Annotated in this window: 18 protein-coding genes; 6 read left to right on the forward strand and 12 right to left on the reverse strand. The window is 37.2% G+C overall.

Annotation, left to right across the window (positions count from 1 at the left end; translation table 11 throughout):
- Window positions 1–57: 57 nt before the first annotated feature.
- Window positions 58–2,484, reverse strand: coding sequence for a phenylalanine--tRNA ligase subunit beta (gene pheT, locus Q763_RS09150; protein ID WP_035133479.1), 2,427 nt, complete (start codon window positions 2,482–2,484; stop codon window positions 58–60).
- Between the two features lie 199 nt (window positions 2,485–2,683).
- Window positions 2,684–2,872: a hypothetical protein gene (locus tag Q763_RS09155; protein WP_035133488.1), complete on the reverse strand. Its 189-nt coding sequence runs from the start codon at window positions 2,870–2,872 to the stop codon at window positions 2,684–2,686.
- A gap of 397 nt (window positions 2,873–3,269) precedes the next feature.
- Here Q763_RS09155 and Q763_RS09160 point away from each other — a divergent pair, with 397 nt between their 5' ends.
- The 4 genes from Q763_RS09160 to Q763_RS09175 are packed head-to-tail and all read left to right on the forward strand — an operon-like array spanning window position 3,270 to window position 8,343.
- Complete coding sequence (locus Q763_RS09160) at window positions 3,270–5,771, forward strand: M14 family zinc carboxypeptidase (protein WP_035133490.1); 2,502 nt, start codon at window positions 3,270–3,272, stop codon at window positions 5,769–5,771.
- 10 nt (window positions 5,772–5,781) lie between these two features.
- Window positions 5,782–6,252, forward strand: coding sequence for a hypothetical protein (locus tag Q763_RS09165; protein ID WP_035133492.1), 471 nt, complete (start codon window positions 5,782–5,784; stop codon window positions 6,250–6,252).
- Between the two features lie 31 nt (window positions 6,253–6,283).
- Complete coding sequence (locus tag Q763_RS09170; protein WP_084596046.1) at window positions 6,284–7,306, forward strand: tetratricopeptide repeat protein; 1,023 nt, start codon at window positions 6,284–6,286, stop codon at window positions 7,304–7,306.
- Window positions 7,307–7,338: 32 nt separating this feature from the next.
- Entirely contained in the window at window positions 7,339–8,343 is a 1,005-nt protein-coding gene (locus tag Q763_RS09175; protein ID WP_035133496.1) for an endo alpha-1,4 polygalactosaminidase, read from the forward strand.
- Window positions 8,344–8,551: 208 nt separating this feature from the next.
- Here the strand turns inward: Q763_RS09175 and Q763_RS09180 are convergent, their stop codons facing one another.
- Both Q763_RS09180 and Q763_RS17930 read right to left on the reverse strand, forming a co-directional pair.
- Window positions 8,552–8,980 carry a response regulator gene (locus Q763_RS09180; protein ID WP_232297516.1) on the reverse strand — a complete coding sequence of 143 codons (429 nt, stop codon included), beginning with the start codon at window positions 8,978–8,980 and terminating at the stop codon, window positions 8,552–8,554.
- Window positions 8,931–10,178: a sensor histidine kinase gene (locus Q763_RS17930; RefSeq protein ID WP_084596054.1), complete on the reverse strand. Its 1,248-nt coding sequence runs from the start codon at window positions 10,176–10,178 to the stop codon at window positions 8,931–8,933. Before Q763_RS17930 ends, Q763_RS09180 begins: the two co-directional genes overlap by 50 nt.
- A 508-nt stretch (window positions 10,179–10,686) precedes the next feature.
- Between Q763_RS17930 and Q763_RS17935 the strand changes: the two genes are divergently transcribed.
- Complete coding sequence (locus Q763_RS17935; protein ID WP_035133498.1) at window positions 10,687–10,926, forward strand: hypothetical protein; 240 nt, start codon at window positions 10,687–10,689, stop codon at window positions 10,924–10,926.
- Between the two features lie 209 nt (window positions 10,927–11,135).
- On the opposite strand, the gene Q763_RS09195 is transcribed toward Q763_RS17935, so the two are convergent.
- Window positions 11,136–11,783, reverse strand: a complete 648-nt coding sequence (locus Q763_RS09195; protein ID WP_035133500.1) for a hypothetical protein — start codon at window positions 11,781–11,783, stop codon at window positions 11,136–11,138.
- Entirely contained in the window at window positions 11,780–12,166 is a 387-nt protein-coding gene (locus tag Q763_RS09200) for a hypothetical protein (RefSeq protein ID WP_035133502.1), read from the reverse strand. The genes Q763_RS09195 and Q763_RS09200 overlap by 4 nt, the downstream gene beginning before the upstream one ends.
- Before the next feature lie 159 nt (window positions 12,167–12,325).
- Between Q763_RS09200 and dnaK the strand changes: the two genes are divergently transcribed.
- A complete protein-coding gene (dnaK, locus tag Q763_RS09205) occupies window positions 12,326–14,236 on the forward strand; it encodes a molecular chaperone DnaK (RefSeq protein ID WP_035133504.1) in 1,911 nt (636 codons plus the stop codon).
- Between the two features lie 594 nt (window positions 14,237–14,830).
- Here dnaK and Q763_RS09210 read toward each other — a convergent pair.
- From Q763_RS09210 to Q763_RS09235, 6 genes are all read right to left on the reverse strand, one after another.
- Complete coding sequence (locus Q763_RS09210; RefSeq protein ID WP_157499407.1) at window positions 14,831–16,072, reverse strand: glycoside hydrolase family 5 protein; 1,242 nt, start codon at window positions 16,070–16,072, stop codon at window positions 14,831–14,833.
- Between the two features lie 50 nt (window positions 16,073–16,122).
- Window positions 16,123–17,040 (reverse strand): carboxypeptidase-like regulatory domain-containing protein, encoded by a 918-nt coding sequence (locus Q763_RS09215; protein ID WP_084596047.1) that lies wholly within the window; start codon window positions 17,038–17,040, stop codon window positions 16,123–16,125.
- Window positions 17,040–17,720: a carboxypeptidase-like regulatory domain-containing protein gene (locus tag Q763_RS09220; protein WP_084596048.1), complete on the reverse strand. Its 681-nt coding sequence runs from the start codon at window positions 17,718–17,720 to the stop codon at window positions 17,040–17,042. Before Q763_RS09220 ends, Q763_RS09215 begins: the two co-directional genes overlap by 1 nt.
- Window positions 17,720–18,400, reverse strand: a complete 681-nt coding sequence (locus Q763_RS09225; RefSeq protein ID WP_035133509.1) for a carboxypeptidase-like regulatory domain-containing protein — start codon at window positions 18,398–18,400, stop codon at window positions 17,720–17,722. Before Q763_RS09225 ends, Q763_RS09220 begins: the two co-directional genes overlap by 1 nt.
- Before the next feature lie 83 nt (window positions 18,401–18,483).
- Window positions 18,484–19,332, reverse strand: coding sequence for an alpha/beta hydrolase (locus Q763_RS09230; protein ID WP_035133511.1), 849 nt, complete (start codon window positions 19,330–19,332; stop codon window positions 18,484–18,486).
- A 102-nt stretch (window positions 19,333–19,434) separates the two neighbouring features.
- Entirely contained in the window at window positions 19,435–20,196 is a 762-nt protein-coding gene (locus Q763_RS09235; protein ID WP_035133513.1) for a C40 family peptidase, read from the reverse strand.
- Between the last annotated feature and the right edge of the window lie 161 nt (window positions 20,197–20,357).

Genomic DNA, 20,357 nt, shown 5'->3' on the forward strand with positions numbered 1-20,357 from the left:
ATAAAAAAGCCTCCTGTTTAGGGAGGCTCTTTAGTTTATTTATTGTTTGGTATTATCTTATCTTAACTGAGCACCGGTTTGGGTTTCCAGATTTTGTCTTATTTTATCCATTATTTTATCAATCTGAATGTCTGTAAGTGTTTTTGTGTTATCCTGAAGGATAAAGCTTACTGCATATGATTTTTTGCCTTCCGGAAGGTTTTTACCTTCATATACGTCAAACAGGTTAATATCCTTTAGTAATGATTTTTCTGTTTGTCTTGCAATGGCATAAATGTTTTGGAATGATACTTCATTGTCTACAAGAAGTGCAAGGTCACGTCTTACCTCAGGGAACTTAGCAATCTCTGTAAATTTTATTTTTGCAGAAACTACTTTTATTACTGCGCCCCAGTTAAAATCGGCAAAGAATACTTCCTGCTTAACATCAAAGTGCTTCAATACCTGTTTTTTAACCACACCCATCTCAACTAAAGTTTCACTGCCAAGAGTGTAAGCAAGTCCTTCACTAAATACATCGTTAGTGGCTGGCTGGGTTTGTACTTTGTTAATGCCTAGGCGTTGTAGTATCATGTCTACATAACCTTTAAACATAAAGAAGTCTGAAGGTTTTTGAGCCTGAGTCCAGCTTTCCTGAATACGGTTACCTGTTAGGGTAAGTGTTAGGTGCTTGTTTTCATCGTAACCTGAAGGTAGCTTGTGGTATGATTTACCAAACTCAAAGAACTTAAGGTCGCTTCTTCTTCTGTTTATGTTGAAGGAAACAGCCTCCAGTGCGCTAAACAGTAATGATTGCCTCATTGCTGAAAGATCACTACTAAGCGGGTTAAGCATTAAAACGTTGAACTCTTCTTTTAGGTTTTCGCTTAGCTTAACATAATCAGGAGTGGTAAGTGAGTTGGCCATCATTTCGTTAAAGCCAACAGAAACCAACTGGTTTGCGATTATATTTTGCAGTTTGTAATCTTCGGTACGCGCTGCGTTTGACATAGAGGCATTAAGCTTTTGTGAGAAACTCACATTGTTATAGCCATATACCCTTAATATCTCTTCAATTACATCTATTTCTCTTTCTACATCCACACGGTAAGAAGGAATAACAAGACCAATACCGGCGTCAGACATGCTGTTGATTTTAATATCAAGAGATACTAATATCTTTTTAATAGTCTCTTTGTTTATTTCCTGACCAATTACCCTTTCCACATTTTTGAAGTTTACAAATACCTGATGGTCTTCCATCTTTTTAGGGTAAATATCTATTACGTCTGATGTGATTTCGCCACCGGCAGTTTCCTGTATAAGCAGGGCTGCTCTTTTAAGGGCATATTCGGTAATGGTTGGGTCAATACCTCTTTCAAAACGGAAAGAAGCATCAGTATTTATACCGTGTCTTTTTGCTGTTTTTCTAATGGATACCGGGTTAAAGTATGCACTTTCCAGGAATATAGAAGCTGTATTTTCGTTAACCCCCGATCTTTTTCCGCCAAGAACTCCCGCAATACATATTGGTCCGTTTTCGTCACAAATCATAAGGTCGTCCTCATGTAGAGTACGTTCAACATCATCAAGAGTAATGTATTTAGTTCCGGCTTCAGCAGTTTGAACAATGATTTTATTGCCTCTTATTTTTCCTGCATCAAAAGCGTGTAGTGGCTGACCCAATTCGTGCATTACATAGTTAGTAACGTCTACAATATTGTTTTTTGGTGTAATACCAATAGCCAATAGCCTATTTTGTAACCATGCTGGTGAAGGTTGTACCGTAACGCCCGAAATGGTTACACCACAATAACGAGGTGTAAGTTTGTTATCGTCTACCTTAACATCAATTTTAAGGGTACGTTTGTCTATCCTGAAATTACTTACCGATGGAGTAATAAGTTCGGTATTTACATTACGCTGAATCATACCGGCACGCAGGTCACGGGCAACACCCCAGTGGCTCATTGCATCGGCACGGTTTGGCGTAAGTCCTATTTCAAAAACCTCATCGGTTTCAATATTAAATACTTTAGAAAGGGGAGTACCCGGTTTTAGGTCTTCGTCAAGAATCATTATACCGTCATGACTTTCACCTATACCAAGTTCATCTTCGGCACAAATCATCCCGAAACTTTCTTCGCCGCGTATTTTTCCTTTTTTGATTTGGAACGGGTTACCTTCCTTGTCATAAAGGTTGGTACCAATTGTTGCTACAGGTACTTTTTGTCCTGCTGCTACATTTGGTGCGCCACAAACAATTTGTACGGGAGCATTGCCATCGCCAAGGTCTACAGTTGTAACCCTCAACCTGTCGGCATTAGGGTGCTGTACGCATGTAAGTACATGGCCTACCACTACACCTTCAAGTCCGCCTTTAAGCGACTCAAACTTATCTACACCTTCTACTTCAAGGCCAAGATCTGTTAACAGGTTGGCAGTTTCATCTGAGTTCCAGTCTAATTTTATAAATTGTTTTAACCAATTGTAGGATATACGCATTGTATTTTTGTTTTAAAGCATGCAAAGATAATAATTGTGATTGAAACCACAGAGCCTTAAGCCTATGTTTAGCAATAAAAAATGAAAAATATTCAGACTAAAATTTTCTTAATTTTTAGCTTAAAATGATAAAACCCGTTGGTTGTCCAACAGGTTTTAGTGTAGTATTCTTATGGTTTTGCTTTTTGTAACAAGTAGCCTAGGCCTTTGGTTTGATTGGCTTAAGGTCGTTAATGTGTTCAGGAGAATTGGTTAATGCCTTTTCCTGTTGTTTCATTTCTTGTTTCCCGTCGTTATCCTGCTCGTGTGGTAATCTGCTGCACGCAGCTACTACCAATATCAGAACCATTACCGTGGGGGCAGTAATTAGTCGGAAGGTGCGTTTCATAATGTTTAAAATTTACTGAACTTAGTTTACTTTTACTTGGCTAATCTTCACAGTATGAATGTGGTTGGGGTAAAGCAAATTTATATATAAAAAGTTTTAATTGTTATTTTTAATTTAATTTTTTAACTAAAATTAGTAATATAATTAAAAAATAATTGAATCAGTCAGAATTTAATTGTGAAAGATGTAGTTCATCGGGTTTTATTGCTTTTCTTCTAATGTGAAAATTCACGGGTTTAAGTCTCTAAATGTATTAGGCTTAAAAATCTTACTTTTTTAGGAAAGTATTTATGTTTTAATAATTGAGATAAAACCATCTTAATAATAAGTTCGTTTTAGCATTACTAACGCAACTTGTGTAAATTGCTTACATTTGGTATTTAAATAAAGACCCTCAATGAAGAATTTGTTTTATAATCTGTTACTGCTTTTTACGGTAGCAGTACAGGCCCAACTACAAAGTCCGGCCGAATTTATTCCCGGTTACGGAAGTCAGGTAAGCTATTACCATGAACTGGAAAACTACTTTAACCACTTAACAGAAAATTCAGACTATATACTTAAAAAGCAATACGGCTACACCTATCAGGACAGGAGCCTTAATGCTTACTATATATCTACCCCTCAAAACCTAAAGGAGTTAGAGGATATAAGGAAAAATCATTTGTACCAAATAGGGATGCTTGCCGAAAAGCCTGCAAAAGTTAACGACAAAGCTATAGTATGGCTTAGCTTTAATGTTCACGGTAATGAACCCGGAGCTGCCGAAAGTGCCATGAGCGTAGCTTTTGAACTGATTAATCCTAATAATAAAAGAACAAAGGAATGGCTTGAAAATACCATAGTAATACTGGATCCCTGTTTAAACCCCGACGGATATTCCCGTTACGGAAACTGGCTTAGGGATGTAACCGGGCAAATGCTACACCCTGGGCATACCGACAGGGAGCACATGGAGCCATGGCCGGGCGGTAGGCAAAACCACTATGCTTACGACCTTAATCGTGACTGGGCTTGGCAAACTCAGGCCGAATCACAACAGCGCATTAAACTTTACAATAAGTGGATGCCAATGGTACATGTAGATGTGCACGAAATGGGGTATAATGAACCCTATTTCTTCCCACCTGCTGCCGAACCTATGCATGAGTACATTACTCAGGCACAAAAGGATTTTCATATGGCTATAGGTGAAATGACTTCAAAACGATTTGATCTTAAAGGTTGGAACTATTATACCCGTGAGCGTTTTGATTTGTTTTACCCTAGTTATGGTGATACTTACCCAAGCTTTAACGGAGCGGTAGGTATGACCTACGAACAGGGGGGGATTGGTGCCGGTAGGGCAGTAGTGATGAGTAACGGTAATGTGTTAACTCTGCAGGACAGGATAGACCACCATACAGAAGCAGTATTAACTGCTGTTGAAACTGCTTCCTGGCAAAAAGACAAGCTGGTTAAAAACTTCAGGGAATATTTTAAAGAAGCTCAGGATAAGCCTAAAGGGAAATACAGTACCTATGTTATTAAAAATGGCGGGAAAACTCAACAGCTTGCTGAGCTACTTGAACGTAATAACATTCAGTTTACGTTTGCTAACGATACCAAAAAACTTAATGGCTACAGTTATATGGATAATGATGATAGAGATTTTACGGTTGAGCCAAACGATCTTATCATTAATGTAAAACAACCTAAGGCGATATTGACACAGGTGCTGTTTGAGTCGGCACCAAAACTGACCGATAGTCTTTCTTACGATATTACAGCATGGGCACTGCCTTATGCTTATGGTGTAGAGAGCTATGCCTTAAAGAACAGTTTTAAAATTAAAACCAAAGCTGAAGTTAGCTACAAGGGTAAGCTGGACTTTGAAAGGGTATATGCCTATTATATTCCGTGGAATGGAAGGGCATCGGCAAAAACACTGTCATGTCTGTTAAAGAGTGGTATTAAAGTTCGTTCTGCCAGAAAGGCATCATCCTTTAGAGGAATAAAAATAAATCCGGGTGACCTTATTGTTTTAAAGGGAGACAATCAAAACATGTACGACTTTAAAAACAATATGGATATGCTGCTGGAAAACAAACCTGATTATGAGGTTATGGAAAGTGGCTTTTCGCTGGAAGGCGGAGATCTTGGCGGGGAATCTTATCCTTTATTGAGTGCGCCAAAAGTATTACTGCTTGCAGGAGAAGGTATTAGTGCTACCGATTTTGGGCAGGCATGGTTCTACTTTGACCAAATGATAGAATACCCTTTAAGTATTATCGATATAAGAAATGTGAACAGAGTAGACTTTAGCCAGTTTACTACCATAGTACTGGCAGACGGTTATTATGACTTAGATGAAAACCAGAAAGATAAATTAGATAGTTTTATTGAGGATGGTGGTAAGGTTATTGCTATTGGTAACGCGCTTACCGTTTTTGAAGACAGGGAAGGATACAGCCTAACCCGCTTCGCATCTGAAGCTGATAAGATGGCCGAAATGGAACGCAGGGAAGAGGAAACTCTTGAAGCCCGTTTTATGGATTACAAGAACGCCGAAAGAAGATCAATTTCTGAAGCAGTTCCCGGTGCTGTTATTGAAAATGTTATCGATAAAAGCCATCCGCTTTCTTATAGTTTAGGGAATAAGTATTTCAGTCTTAAAACCAGCGATATGCATTATCAGTTGTTAAAAGATGTTTGGAATGTGGCTTATGTGCCTCAAAACTATATCAGTTTCGGTTTTATAGGTAAGAATTTAAAACAAAACCTCGAGAATACCGTAACGTTTGCTGTAGAGCAAAAAGGTAAGGGACAGGTTATTTATATGGTAGATAATCCGTTATTCAGAGGTTTTTGGGAAAACGGAAACCTACTGTTTAGCAATGCCGTATTTTTAGTAGATTAATTATAATAAAATGAAAAATAAGTTATTAGATAAGGTGTTTTACATCTTTGCAATGGTTACAGCAATTACACTAACAAGCCCGTTTTTTAATTATAAACCAACAACAGAAGGAGCAGGAGAAACAGGAGATAACTGGTTTATATGGGGCGATTTTAATTTACTGGATGTAGTTACGGGTGGTTTACCAAGATTTGCTAAAGTACCTATAGCTCCGTTTTTTAAGGTACTTATAGTATTTTCTGCCTTAGTACTTGCAGCAACAGTATTTCAGTTTGTAGGTGCTTTATTCAGGCAGCGTAAACAGGTGCTTTTTGCAGCCCTTACTGTTTTTGTTTTCCTTTTAGGCGGACTTATTTATGTAACAACCGGTAGTTTTGGTGTAACAATAAAAACGGGATATTACCTGTTTATGGCATTTGAAGCCGCAGTGGTGGCTCTTGGTATATATGTAGGCAAAAAACAAAAAGCGGTAAGTGCTTAAATCAGATAAACCAACAATCAAACCAACAACCATGAAGAAATTTTTGTTTTTCCTTGCCTTTATGGCCATTCCTTTTTCTGCTTTTTCTCAGGAAACAGCTAAAGAAAAAATAAGTAGAGGGGTACAACTCCATGACCAAGGTAAGTACCGTGAAGCTATTGCTGTTTATGAAGAGGTTGTAGCTGAGGATGATAAGAACTGGGAGGCTTATTATGAAATGTGCCTGTCTTATGTATCATTAAATGAGTTTGATAATACTATTAAGTATGCCGATATCGTTATTGATTCTGATAGTGATATGGTGCCTAAGGGGTATTACATTAAAGGAGTGGCTCTCGATTATTCCGGTAAGCACAAGGAAGCAATAAAAGTTTTTAAAAAAGGTATTAAGGAAGCTCCTCAATTTCATTCATTATACTACTCTCTTGCAATAGTAGAGTGCAGGCTTGAAGAATATGATGAGGCAGAAAATTACCTTCAGGAGGGATTACAGCAAAACCCTTTACACGGCAGTAGTCATTTGTTGTTAGGAAAACTGAATTATGAGGAAAGGACAAAATCGCTTTTGGCACTATACAATTTCCTTATTATTGAGCCGACAGGGAAAAGGGCAAATGAAGCTTTAACACTTATTAAAAAACACCATAGCCTGGGGGTTGAGTTTAAGGATGATAATAAGGTAAATATCACATTAAACTCTTTGGCAGTTGATAGTGAGTTTGGAGGTGCAGAGGCCATACTTTCCATGTCACAGGCGTTAAGGAAGGGCGAGGAATATGCTGATAAATCAGATTTTGAATTTTTTGCCGATAATACCAAGTCCTTTTTCATGGTTTTGGGTGAGCTAAAGGAAAACAAGAAAAAGAAAGGTTTTTGGTGGGATTACTACGTAGATTTTTTCTATGACCTGGCTAAAAACGAAGAGATGTATGAAACTTTTATGTATTACATACATCAGGATATACAAAATACACAGGTAGAATTATGGTTACAGGATAACCCCGAAAAAGTAGATGCTTTTTTGGACTGGGTAACCAATTATAAAAGGGCATAAGCATATACACTACAACCACTATAAACCAAATAATGAAGAAACTTTTATTGCCTATCACGGCATTTTTACTGCTATCTTGCCATAATGATATGGACGATACAGGAGCGGAAAACTCTAATAATACAGGTGAAACCCCGGGTGAAACAGTTATTGATTACAGGCAGGAAATGCGTCAGCTTGTAATGAGTATCAGCGTGAAGGGGAAAGTTTCAAACGGCAATTTTGCAGTAATACCTCAAAACGGTATTGAACTGCTTACTAATGACGGAGATCCGTTTGGGTCACTTAATATCCCATACCTAAATGCTATTGACGGACACGGACAGGAAGATTTGCTTTATGGATATGATTCAGATGATGTTGCTACTCCTTCAGACGAGACCGATTATTTAATGGAGTTTTTAGACCGATCTAAGGAGTTTGGTAAGGCAATACTGGTTACGGATTATTGTACTACCGAATCTAAAGTGACAGATTCATACACCCGTAACGAAGATAATGGTTATATATCTATGGCGGCTCCGCAAAGGGAGCTTAATGCTATACCGGATCAGGCTCCGCATAACGAAAACGCTAATGATATAAACCACCTTAGCGATGCTAAAAACTTTCTTTACCTTATAAACCCTGAAAACTTTGCTACAAAGCAGGATTTTATTACTGCTGTATCGGCAACCAATTATGATGTGGTGCTAATTGATATGTTTCTTGGCGGAGAGAGTTTTACCCAACAGGAAATCACTCAGCTAAAAACCAAGGCAAACGGAGGTATCCGTATGGTAATTTGCTACATGTCTATAGGTGAGGCAGAGGATTATCGTTATTACTGGCAAAGCGGCTGGACAACGGGAACACCCGAATGGCTTGAAGCCGAAAATCCAAGTTGGGCAGGTAACTATACCGTGCAATACTGGAATGACGAATGGAAAAATATTATTTATAACACACCAGGCTCATACCTTGATAAAATACTAAATACAGGCTTTAACGGGGTTTACCTCGATATAATAGAAGCCTTTGAATATTTTGAAGAGTAATACATAAAAGCAGTTTCAGTAATGTCATTCTGAATGTAACGTAGTGAAGTGAAGAATCTCCAAATTATTTATAGGAGATTTTTCCTTCGTCAAAATGACAAAGTATTACTAACAGTACTTTTAGAACGGCTTTTTTTATTCTACTTATTTTTCATATTCATGTTTCATTTTTGTATTGCAATTAACCGAAACAGGATTTATGGATGTTTTAATGAAAATTAAAAAAACGTTCCAGTACCTCTTCCAGCATTTCGCCAGTTAAAGGTTTTGTTCTGAATGCCGAAAGTGCACCTCGTGACTTTGCTTTTTCTATATCATCCGGATTTTCGGAAGTAGTAAGCATCACCACAATCATTTTGCAGTGCAGGCTTTCATCCAGTTCAGAATATTCCTCAAGAAATTCCCATCCGTTCATTCCCGGCATGTTAATGTCAAGAAAAATAAGATCAGGATGCCTGTCACCGTTTTGATCCTTTTGTTTAATGTAATCCAAAGCTTCCTCTGCTGTTTCTTTTATTACAATATGCTTGGCAGCATGATTTTTTCTAATCACTCTTTCATGAAAAAAGTTGTCGATCTTATTGTCGTCAACCAGCATTATGCAATTTATCTGCCTGTTCATCACTTCGTTGCTCATTGTTTGCTATAAATTTTGAAATTGTAAACTTAAATATACTTCCTTCCCCGGGTTCTGATTCTACCCATATTTTTCCCATATGCAGGCCTACTATTTTATAACAGTGTGCCAGCCCAATTCCATACCCTTCAAACTCTCCGTCTTTATGCAGACTTTTAAAAATCTGGAAAATACGTTCAAAATACCTGGGGTTAATACCTATCCCGTTATCACTAACCCAAAACTCATAGTAATCTTTTTCTTCATGGCAATGAATTTTAATAATGGGGGCTACATCATTTTTACGGAATTTAATGGCATTGTTTATAAGGTTCTGGAAAACCAGTCGCAGCTCCAGCCTGTAGGCATAGAGATGAGGCATTATACCATAGCGCACTTCTGCCCCCGATGCTGATATGAGTCCGTTTAGGTCAGATACCACATCTTTAAGCACATCGTTACAGTCAATATAAACCAGTTGCCTGTTTTTACCCAAGCGGGCAAAATCCAGTAATGACCTAACTAACATGCTCATGCGCCCTGTGGCGAGGTTTATATGCTCGAGGTAAAGTTTTATTTCGGGGTTAAGTTCTTTACCATAATCTTCTTCTATAATTTGTATAAAGTTACTTACGGTTCTAAGTGGTTCCTGTAAGTCGTGTGAAGCGATGTAATTAAATTGTTCTAACTCCTCATTTTTGTTTTGAAGCTCTAAAACCTGCTGGTTTATGGTAGCTTCCTGTTCCTTACGTTTGGTAATATCTATGACCGATGCCAGTATAAGTGTACTGTCACCGGTGTTTAATGGGTTAAGTCCTATTTCTACAGGGAATTCGGTACCATCTTTCCTCATACCATGTAAATCCCTACCGGCACCAAAGTAACGTGCTTTTGGTGCAGCATGGTAGGAGTTCCTGTTTTTAGGATGACCGTGCCTGAATTTTGTAGGCACAAGCAAATCTATTTTTTGACCTATAAGTTCCTCTTTGGTATAGCCGAATATTATTTCGGTTTGTTTGTTTACAAGTGTTATGGTGCCTGTTTCGTCGGAAATGATAAAGGCATTGGGAGCCGACTCAATTACGCTTTTAAAATGTACTTCTGCAAGCTTCTGTTTCCTTTCCGACTGGTTTATGGCATTAGCAGCCTTATAGATAAAACCAAAACATATAAGAATAAACCCGATTGATGTAATGGCCAAACTTGGCTTTAATCCCATAATTGATCCGGAGTTTATACTAAAACCCGAATGCTCAAAAAATTGCAGTCTTAAGTATGTTACTATTATTATTAGCACAAATAATTGTAAAAAAAGCCGCTTTGCAATTATATTTCCTGTTTCTTTTACTGTGAATATTCTTGTAAACCCTAACTCAGGATAAAGCATACTGGCACTCATAGATAAAATACAAAAGCTTATAGCTGTATGTATTGCTATTGGTGTTAAAAAGCTGAATTTATATAGACTGGGAACACTAAAAAAATATCCTATTATACATATAGAAGATATTATAGTTACGAAATGAAAGGCATATTGGCAGTAAATTCGAAATTTTTGGGATAAGGAAGCAAAAAATAGCCCGGCTCCCATTATTATGAATAAAAAAGATGTTATGGGAGACATACGCCCAGGATAGACTTCCTGTTTTTCTATCCCTTTTAAATCAAGGAAAAAGAGTTGATCTATTCCAAAATTTACAGATAGAATTTCCTGTAATAAAGATGCTATGGCAAATATTGTTACAAATATTTCCATAAATAGTAGTGTAGCCGAAACTCTTTTAATAGAAGTAGAGGCTACAAGACAAAACGACAGTACTAAAAATGAAAACGCTGTATTGAACTTCATGGATATATATCCGTCCAAAATGCTTTTTAATATCTCTATATTAAAAACCCAACCTATTAAAACTGCTATTGCCAGGATAAAAACAAGCAGACTTCCAATAGTAACAAAGCGAATTTGATTAATTTTTTTGCTTAGCATAGTCAAACCGATGGTAAAATAATACTTACGTATATAGGATAGGATTGGATGCTAAATTATAATTAATTATTTGTATTTTAAATATTTTGTCTTTAAATAGTAGAATTGTTTCTTTAAAATACATTTTTCCTTAGATAAATGGTTTTTTTAACTAAAAAAAGATGATTTTTTTATTATATTAAATGTTGTTTAAAGCCACTTAGGGTCTAGTTTAGTGACTTTTTTAAAATTTTGTAATTTGGTTTCTGTCATAAAGTCAAAAACTACGCTTTGCCCTAATGAGTATACGGTAAATTTACCTTTTGTATTATACTTTTCGGTAAGTGCCTGAATGTTTTCAAAGAGAACATGGTCTGCCCAGTCGTTATCAAATGTTAGGTCATATTTATAGTGAGTTCCGTTAATGTCAAATGAAACCCATGCTGTTTCGTTGTCAAAGTCTATGTTGTCCTGCACATTAGTGAAATTGAGCTGACCATCGCTAATCCTTTCAAGGTTTTTAATTATATCCACATAGTCGCCTTTATTTTCGATAGACTCATAATCAAAATGCCAGCAGTTGTTTGATATAGGTTTGTCTTTAGTATCTGCAATTTCTGCCCAGGTGTAATAGAGTAAGCTATAAGGTTCTGCTTCATAATCTTCTTCATTATATAAATAAAGAAGGTCGTGTTTATCAATTTCTTTATTAAAGGTATAGCCAAGTTCTTTAAATGCAGTTAACTGCTCCTCAAAACTGGCTTTAGGTATTTTGTGTACATTTTCTTTAAAAAACTTGTAGACTTTAGGGCTGTAAAGTATTACAGCTACCGAGAGAACGATAAAAATACTTTTCATTTTAAGATGCTGTTAGGTAGAAAATCTCTTTTAAGATAAGCCAATGCTATTTCTATAGGGTTTTTATACCAATAACCTATGTCATAATCTTTGTCGTTGTCATATAGTACAATTTCAGTATAAAAATTCAGTTGTATTCCAAAAGCCGTGGTTCCGTCATTATATATAGCATAGCTATCTTCTGTTTGAGGTCCGTAAGGCATAACACATACACGCCTGTCTCGTATTTGCTGATAAAAGGTTAAATGCTTAAGTATTTTAGGGTATCTTTTTACAAGAGCTTCATAAAATCCTTTTCCAAAACCATCGTAACGGGCTAAAGCTTCTTCATAGGTTTCGGTTTTATAATCGCAGCAGTGCGACAGAAGTTCATGGTTTTCCATAATTATTTTAAAGTTTTTAAAAGTAATAAAAATTAAAATGTCATCTTGTCATATTGTTCTGTCATTTTTATAAAATTTTTCTCTTGGCATAATGATTGACTATTTACAACCAAACAATAAACATAAATCGAAAATCCAAAATAATAACTATTAAACGATATGAGTAAAATAATTGGAATTGACTTAGGAACAACCAACTCGTGTGTAGCCGTAATGGAAGGTAACGAGCCTGTAGTTATTCCTAATGCTGAAGGAAAAAGAACAACACCATCGGTTATCGCTTTTGTAGAAGGTGGTGAAATTAAGGTAGGTGACCCTGCAAAACGTCAGGCGGTTACTAACCCTACTAAGACAATATCATCCGTAAAACGTTTTATGGGTAATAAATTCTCTGAAAGTTCAAAAGAAGCCAGTAATGTTCCTTATAAAGTAGTAAAAGGTGATAACGATACTCCACGTGTGGATATTGACGGTCGTCTATACACTCCGCAGGAGCTTTCGGCTATGACGCTTCAGAAAATGAAAAAAACTGCCGAAGATTATTTAGGACAGTCTGTAACCGAAGCGGTTATTACCGTACCGGCTTACTTTAACGACGCTCAGCGTCAGGCTACTAAAGAGGCAGGTGAAATTGCCGGACTAAAAGTAAGAAGGATTATTAACGAGCCTACTGCGGCTGCCCTTGCTTACGGTCTTGATAAGGCTGGTAAAGACCAGAAAATTGCTGTATATGACCTTGGTGGTGGTACTTTTGATATCTCTATCCTTGAGTTAGGTGACGGTGTATTTGAAGTACTTTCTACTAATGGTGATACTCACCTTGGTGGTGATGACTTTGACCAGGTAATTATTGACTGGTTAGCTAACGAATTTAACAGCGAAGAAGGTGTAGACCTACGTAAAGATGCTATGGCATTACAACGTTTAAAAGAGGCTGCAGAGAAAGCTAAAATTGAACTTTCATCTTCTACGCAAACAGAAATAAACTTACCATATGTAACTGCAACTGCAAGCGGACCTAAGCACCTTGTAAAAACTCTTACAAGAGCTAAGTTTGAGCAACTTGCTGATGATTTGGTAAAACGTTCTATGTTACCATGTGAAAAAGCACTTAAAGATGCAGGTATCTCTAAATCAGATATTGATGAGGTTATCCTTGTAGGTGGTTCTACACGTATCCCTAGAATACAGGAAGAAGTAGAGAAATTCTTTGGTAAAAAACCTTCTAAAGGTGTTAACCCTGATGAGGTTGTGGCAATTGGTGCTGCTATTCAGGGTGGTGTATTAACAGGTGACGTGAAAGACGTACTTCTGTTAGACGTTACTCCGCTTTCATTAGGTATTGAGACTATGGGTGGTGTTATGACTAAATTAATTGAAGCTAACACAACTATCCCAACTAAAAAATCTCAGGTATTCTCTACAGCGGCAGATAACCAACCATCAGTAGAAATCCACGTGCTGCAAGGTGAAAGACCAATGGCACAGGATAACAAAACTATAGGTCGTTTCCACTTAGACGGTATTCCGCCAGCACAAAGAGGTGTACCTCAAATCGAAGTAACATTTGATATTGATGCTAACGGTATCATCAAAGTATCGGCTACAGATAAAGGTACAGGTAAGTCGCACGACATCCGTATCGAGGCTTCTTCAGGATTGACTCAGGAAGAAATCGAAAGAATGCGTCAGGAAGCAGAAGCTAATGCTGATGCCGATAAAGCTGCAAAAGAAAAAGTAGATAAGCTAAATGAAGCGGATGCTATGATTTTCCAAACAGAGAAACAGCTTAAAGAGTTTGGTGACAAACTATCTGACAGTAACAAGCAGCCTATCGAGTCGGCTCTTGAAGAACTGAAAAAAGCTTACGAAACTAAAGATGTTGCTACTATCCAACCTGCTCTTGATAAAATCAACGAGGCTTGGAAAAACGCATCTGAAGAAATGTACAAAGCACAGGCAGAAGCTGGTGCAGGTGCTCAGGGTGGTGCAGACCAAGGTCAGCCACAAGGTGATGCTCAGCCGGAAGGTGACAACGTACAGGATGTAGACTTTGAAGAAGTAAAATAATCCGAGTACTACAATAGTAGTACAAAGTATTTAGATAAAAAACGCCCCGCAATTGCGGGGCGTTTTTGTTTGTAGATGTTTCTGTTCTTATAGTTTGTAATTGTCATTCTGAATGCAGCGATACTAAGTGAAGAATCTAAATCAAATAAAAAAAGATTTCTCCACTCCATTTCATTGCGGTCGAAATGACAAAGCGTTATCGTTTATAATTTTCATAATGATAGAGCTTCTAATGCCTGAACCTTATTGTCATTCTGAATACAGCGATACTAAGTGAAGAATCTAAATCAAATAAAAAAAAATTCTCCACTCCATTTCATTGCGGTCGAAATGACAAAATGTTATTGTTTGTAACTTTCATAATGATAGAGCTTCTAATGCCTGAACCCTATTGTCATTCTTAATGCAGCGATAGCGAAGTGAAGAATCTAAATCAGATTAAAAGAGATTTCTCCACTCCATTTCATTGCGGTCGAAATGACAAAGCGTTATCGTTTATAATTTTCATAATGATAGAGCTTCTATCGACTAAATCTTACTGTCATTCTGAACGTAGCGACAGCAAGAAGTGAAGAATCTAAGTTTTATCATTATTTACTCAACAGTAAGCCCTAAGCCTTCAATGTAGCCTTTGTTTTGAAAACAGTTTTCATACAGGCAGTTTTCAAGAAACTGGTTTAATGCTTTTTGCACAATGCTTCTGTCGGGCATGTTTTCGCGTATTTTTTCAAACGAACTGCGGTCGCTTTGTGAGTAGCGTGAAATAGCGGCATAATCTTCGGGCATAGTGAAGTTCATAATACCTTTGGTGTTATCCATCTTTTTGTATGGCCAAAAGCACCAGTTAATATTATTTTGATCCAGCAGTAGCCTGAAATCCATAATCCACTCATCGGTGTTTTCTCCGGTTTCACCAATGTAAATAGGTACATTATGTTCGTCGCGGAAATCAACATATTTTTGAATAGCTCCCTGTTCTACATCAAACCAGTATTTGTGGAATTCATATACAATGTTATCGTCTAAAATAGATTCAAACACACCGAAATCTCCTGCCCAAACCGATCCGTTTAGGAAAATAGTATGTTCTTTATCAACCGAACGAATGTCTTTTATCATACGTTGATACAGCATAAATAGCCTGTGGTTGTAGTCGGGAATCTGTTCTGTAAAATAATGGGCAATGGGTTCGTTAACCACGTCATAACCTATAATGATAGGGTCTCCTTTATACTTTTTGGCGATTTTCATCCAAACCTCGCTCATTAAGTCCTGAGACGATTTACTGAAAAATAACCACGGGTAACCATAACTGTCGTCTATATTATCACCTGTTTGTCCGCCTGGAGCACAATGCATATCCAGCAGTACATACAGGTTTTCCTGCCTGCACCATTCAATTACACGGTCAAAATATTTAAACCCTGCGTTTTGGGTTCCCATATAGGTTTCATTGGTAAACATTTTGTAATGAAACGGCAGCCGAATGTGATTACAACCTATTCGTTTCAGGTACTTAATATCGTTTTGGGTAATGTAATTGTCCAGGTATTTGTGCCAAAAGGTGGTTAGACTATCCGGACCTATCATTTCATGAAGTAACTGATCTATTTGCCTTGGAGCGGCTACCTTACCGGTTTTAAACATATAGCCTTCGGGAACAAGCCAGTTGCCAAGGTTTGTACCTTTAAGGGTTATTGGGTTTCCGCTTGGCTCAATAATTTGTGAGCCGTTTGTTTTTGCTACTTTACTCTTTTGTGCTATGGCAGGAGAGGTAAATGCCAGGCATAAAGTAATTGCTGCGAGCAGCAGGTTTGAGGATTTCTTTAAAATCATTTAGATGCGTATTTTTAAATGTGCCCTAAAGATAAAGAATGTAAAAATTACTATCTAAAAAAATTACCTATGGAATGAAATACACGCCCGAAGAAAGTGCGTTCTCGTTCAACTACAATTAACCCGAGATTAGCATTATCTTCTGATGTAAATAAAACACTAATGTTGTTATTTGAACTAACTAATATATTTTTTGTTTTGTAACCTATAAAGCTAAATTCAAGTATATCACCTTTCTTTACTTTGATAGAATAATTTCCGTTTATATCTGTCTTTGTACTGGTTGATGTACCTTTTATAACGATATTCGCACTAGGTAAAGGTCCGGTTTCATCATTTACAGTTCCGGTTATAACAAAAGGTCCTGTTTTTTGTTCCTGTTCATTATAGTTTTTATCCTTTTTAAGTTTTATGTTTTTATGAGGACTTGATTTAACAGTTATGGTTTGGGTAATATATCCGTCAAGATAAAACTCTATAATATCGCCTTTATCAGCCAGTATTTCATAATCTCCGCTTAATAGGGAAACGGTGGTTTCGTTATTCGTTTTGTTTGTAATGGTAACATCTGCAAGGACATCGTTTTTATCACGAACAACACCTGTAAGTATTCCAACAGTTTCGTAGCTGTTGGTATAGTCAGTCTGTTCTGTTTTTATAGTCTCCTGTGCTGTAGCTTTATGAGACCCGATTGTAATAAAACTAATTACCCCGGCAGCAATAGCAGTCCATACTTTACTTTTTTCTTTCGGTACAATTAAATCCCTGTCCAGTTGAGAAGGAGAGAAGCGCCCACAAAGATTTTTATTGCTGTTAATTAACTGTACGATTTCCCTGTCTGATGTGTTTGTAAAATCAGTTACGCTTTTTTGGCAGGCAGCACAAAACCTTCCCTTGTCGGTAGGAGTCATTTCACTCCATTTTTCATGGCACGGCTGGGGGATTGCTATTTGGATTGGTTTTCTCATTACCTGAATATATTACCTATTGAATGGAATATACGCCCGAAAAATGATCTTCTAACTACTATATCACCAACAATATAATTTTCTGTTTGTTGCTCTGTCATGATTATATTGATTTCTGACGAACTATTTACTGTTATTTCTACAGGGTTGTGTACTACATATGAAAATTGGAGTATATCTCCTTTTTCTACTTCAATAGAATACCTTCCTTCTATATCTGTTTCAGTTGTTCTTGAAGTGCCTTTTATATTGATTTGGGTATAGGGTAATAGTCCTATTTCATCTCTTACAGTACCAGTTACAATCCATTTTTCAGGAAGAGTGTCTTGTGTAACAGAATCAGTTTTTACATCAGTCTGTTCTGTTTTTACATTTTCCTGTGCTGTGGCTTTATGTGACCCGAGTGCTATGAAACTAATTACTCCGGCAGCTATAGCAGTCCAGGCTGTGCTTTTTTCTTTAGGAATATTCAAATTGCTACTTAGTTGAGCAGGGTAGAGGCGACCACAAATTTTATCGTTAGTTTTAAGAGCCTCGGCAATTTCCCTGTCGGATGCTTTTGTGAAGTCCATAACGTTTTTCTGGCAGACGGCACAAAACTTTCCTTTATCGGTAGGAGTCATTTCATCCCATTTTTCATGGCACGGCTGTGGGATTGCTATTTGAACTGGTTTTCTCATTACCTGAATATATTACCAATTGAATGAAATATCCGTCCGAAGAATGACCTTCTAACCATAATACCTCCAGCTATTCCATGCTCTATGCATTCCTCGGTCATGGTTATATTAATTTCTGATGAACTATTTATTGTTATTTCTACAGGATTGTGTGCTATATATGAAAATTGTAGAACATCTCCTCTTTCTACTTCAATAGAATAATTTCCTTCTATATCTGTTTGAGTTGATCTTGTAGTTCCTTTCACAATAATATTAGTAGAAGGTAAGGCTCCTAATTCATCGCTTACAGTACCTGTTACAATCCATTTTTCAGGAACAGTTTCTTGCGCAATGGAATCAGTTTTTACATCGGTTTGTACTGTTTTTACAGTCTCCTGTGCTGTGGCTTTATGTGCCCCGAGTGTAATAAAACTAATTACTCCGGCAGCAATGGTAGTCCATGCTGTACTTTTTTCTTTAGGTACAATTAAATCCCTGTCCAGTTGAGAAGGAGAGAAGCGTCCGCAAAGATTTTTGTTGCCGTTAATTAACTGTACGATCTCCCTGTCGGTTGCCTTTGTGAAGTCAATCACGTTTTTTTGGCAGGCGACACAAAACTTTCCTTTATCGGTAGGCGTCATTTCATCCCATTTTTCATGGCATGGTGTAGGTATGGTTATTTGTACAGGTTTGTGCATGAAGTAAATATAAATAAAAAATGTAAGAAAAAAAGCAGGCTTTTTAGGCCTGCTTTACATTTAAGTTAGGTTATTATAATTGGTTAAAAATGGTTCTGGCAAAAAGGGATAAGCTTACTGTACATATCTGTAAGGGTAGCCAGATCCCAGTCAAAGTGTCCTCCGTTTGGATAAAGGGTATATTCGTTATACACTCCGGCATTATCAAGTGCTGCTTTAAGCAGTGGTCCCTGTGAGCTTGGTATTAGTTCGTCCTGACCTCCATAAAAACTGATTGTTGGCGGAGCCATACCGGTAATAAAATTAACAGGGTTTACTTCCTGTAACTGTTGTTGAGTAGGAGACGCTGTACCTACTAATGCCAGCGCTGCATTTTCATATTGCGGATGATCAGTATAAGCTTCATCAGTAAAGTCGGCAGGACCAACAATGTCACAAACGGCTTTTACGTTGTGTTCGGTATCATATTTATAAGCATACAGCATTGAGAGGTGTGCGCCTGCGCTAACGCCTACCAGTGCATAATCGTTTGAAATGGTGTAATCACTATTTTCCAGATGCTGAAACATCTGCTGAATGTCCTCAATCTGTTTAGGATAAGCCGGACTGTTTACATCGGCCAATCTGTAATTAATATTTACAATAGCATAATCAGGGAAGAATTGTTTAATGATGGGCACTGCCTGATTAAAGTCCTCTTTACTGCCGGCATACCAAAAGCCCCCGTGTATTAAAACAAATACCTTGGTATCCTCGGTTCGGTTAGCAGGCAGGTATACATCCATAGTCTGCTCTGGGTCATCGCCATATGCAACATCAAGATAGGTTGCTTCCGTTAAGGGTTGCTCGGTTTGTGTTACCTGTAAATCATCGTCATTACTGCAGCTTACAAGAAACAGCAGCATAAAAGGTAAGAATAATAGTTTTTTCATGTGGTTTTATTTAGTTGCCACAAACTAAACAAGCATCGTGCCTAAAATGAAAAATCCTGTTTCAATTAACAGGATTTTATTTTATATTGCTCATAACCGATGTTATATTATTTTCTTGATTACCCTTAATTTATGCGTATGCCTGCGGGTTTCGTTGTTATATATGCCTAAATGGTCCAATCGGTCAATACGTACTTTACCGTGCCCATGTATAATGTAGTTGTCTTCCATTATAATACCAACGTGGATAATATTACCCTCGTCGTTATCAAAAAAGGCAAGATCGCCCGGTTCGCTTTCCTCAATAAAACTTAATGCTTCACCCTGTGTTGCCTGTTGTGAGGCATCGCGTTTTAGGTGGTATCCGTTTAGTTTGTATACCATTTGTGTAAAGCCCGAACAGTCTATCCCAAAAGGTGTTTTTCCGCCCCATAGGTAAGGAGCGTTAAGGTACATAAAGGCTGTTTTAAGCAGGTTTTCTTTTGCAGTTATTCCAGATGTTTTTAATCCTTCAAACGAAAAAGCCTCAGTATTGATTTCAGGGAAATCCATGAAAGATAACGAAGCTCCCATAGGTATGGGAATAAGTAAATTGTTTGGTGTAGTTACATACTCTACCAAATCAGAATTTAATACGGCAGGGCAGGAGGACAGATTTTTATAATCTTCCTCGGTAATTGTTTTGTACTGTTTATTGTCTATCCATCCTCTATAACCATCATATGCCAGTTGTATGTGTGTCCATTTTGACTTTTGCTGTAAAATTTTAAAATGTTCACCAAATAAAACCTGTGATGTCATTTCGCTTCTGTCATTCGGTTCTAAACGAAGAGGGACAATAGCAAGATTACAAATACCAAACATTTATACTAATTAATTATTTGTTGTTTATTTTCAGTTGGTTGTTTGGAGCCTTTAAAAAAGTAACGCTGCTCCAAGCATAACCACAAATATAAAGGTTAATTCTGAAGCAGCGTTACAAGGTTTGGCTGTTTTCACAAAAGTTAATAACAGCCTACAGTATA

Source organism: Flavobacterium beibuense F44-8 (assembly GCF_000769915.1).
Taxonomy (GTDB): Bacteria; Bacteroidota; Bacteroidia; order Flavobacteriales; family Flavobacteriaceae; genus Flavobacterium; species Flavobacterium beibuense.